The following is a 937-nucleotide window of genomic DNA, read 5'->3' as shown; positions in this document are numbered from 1 at the left end:
TGAGACGGAGGTGAAGACCATCGGCACGCGCCACGGCGAGAAACTGTATGAGACACTGGTAACCCGCGAAGAGATGGCAAAGGCTGTCGACATGGGCGACTACTACCGCATCCCCTGCGACACCCGTGACCTGAACTATGACAAGTTCTTCACGGAAGGCAATGAGGATATTGCCCGTATAGAGGACTATCACAGCCATAACACCGCCCGCCTGGATGTGGAGGGCATGAAAAAGCTTCTTTTGAAACTCCGCTTCATCCGCGAAGACCTCGGAATGGAGGAAAAGGCGAAGAGCGCGGAAATCAAGAGTGAATAGTATAGCCATTGTTAACTTTTCCATCCTATCCAATCCCATTAGTTTATGAAAATCTTAGTAACCGGCGCCCGAGGGTTTGTCGGCCGGAACCTTGTATCCCAGCTGCACAACATCCGTGACGGGAAAGCCCGTAATTACGGCATTGCAGGTGAGGAACTTACCATCTACGAATATGACATGGACAGTGACCCTGCCGAACTGGATGTCTATTGCAAACAGGCTGACTTTGTCTTCAATCTGGCAGGCGTGAACCGTCCCAAGGATGCGTCTGAGTTTATGAAAGGGAACTTCGGCTTCGCCTCCACGCTGCTTGATACATTGAAGAAGCACGGCAATACCTGTCCGGTAATGATTTCCTCTTCCACGCAGGCCGCACTCGACAACCCTTACGGTGAATCGAAGCGGGCAGGGGAGCAACTGTTGTTCGAGTACTCCAGGGAAACGGGTGCAAAGGTACTGGTATACCGCTTCCCGAATGTTTTCGGCAAATGGTGCCGCCCCAACTATAACAGCGCGGTGGCCACTTTCTGCAACAACATCGCCCATGACTTGCCCATCCGGGTGAACGACCCTTCGGTGGTGATGCATCTGGTTTACATAGACGATGTGGTGGACGAGCTT

Annotated in this window: 2 protein-coding genes; both read left to right on the top strand. The window is 52.4% G+C overall.

The window, feature by feature from the left end; genetic code table 11:
* The coding region (locus DWY57_RS20645; protein WP_165853630.1) for a polysaccharide biosynthesis protein at positions 1-316 on the top strand (316 nt) is incomplete at its 5' end.
* A 45-nt stretch (positions 317-361) separates the two neighbouring features.
* Positions 362-937, top strand: a 576-nt coding sequence (locus DWY57_RS20640; RefSeq protein ID WP_119962365.1) for an NAD-dependent epimerase/dehydratase family protein, incomplete at its 3' end; no start/stop codon positions are given.

Origin of the sequence: Bacteroides sp. AF25-5LB (assembly GCF_003602965.1) — a bacterium.
GTDB classification, from domain to species: domain Bacteria; phylum Bacteroidota; class Bacteroidia; order Bacteroidales; family Bacteroidaceae; genus Bacteroides; species Bacteroides uniformis.
This window is presented reverse-complemented; position numbering and strand designations above follow the sequence as displayed.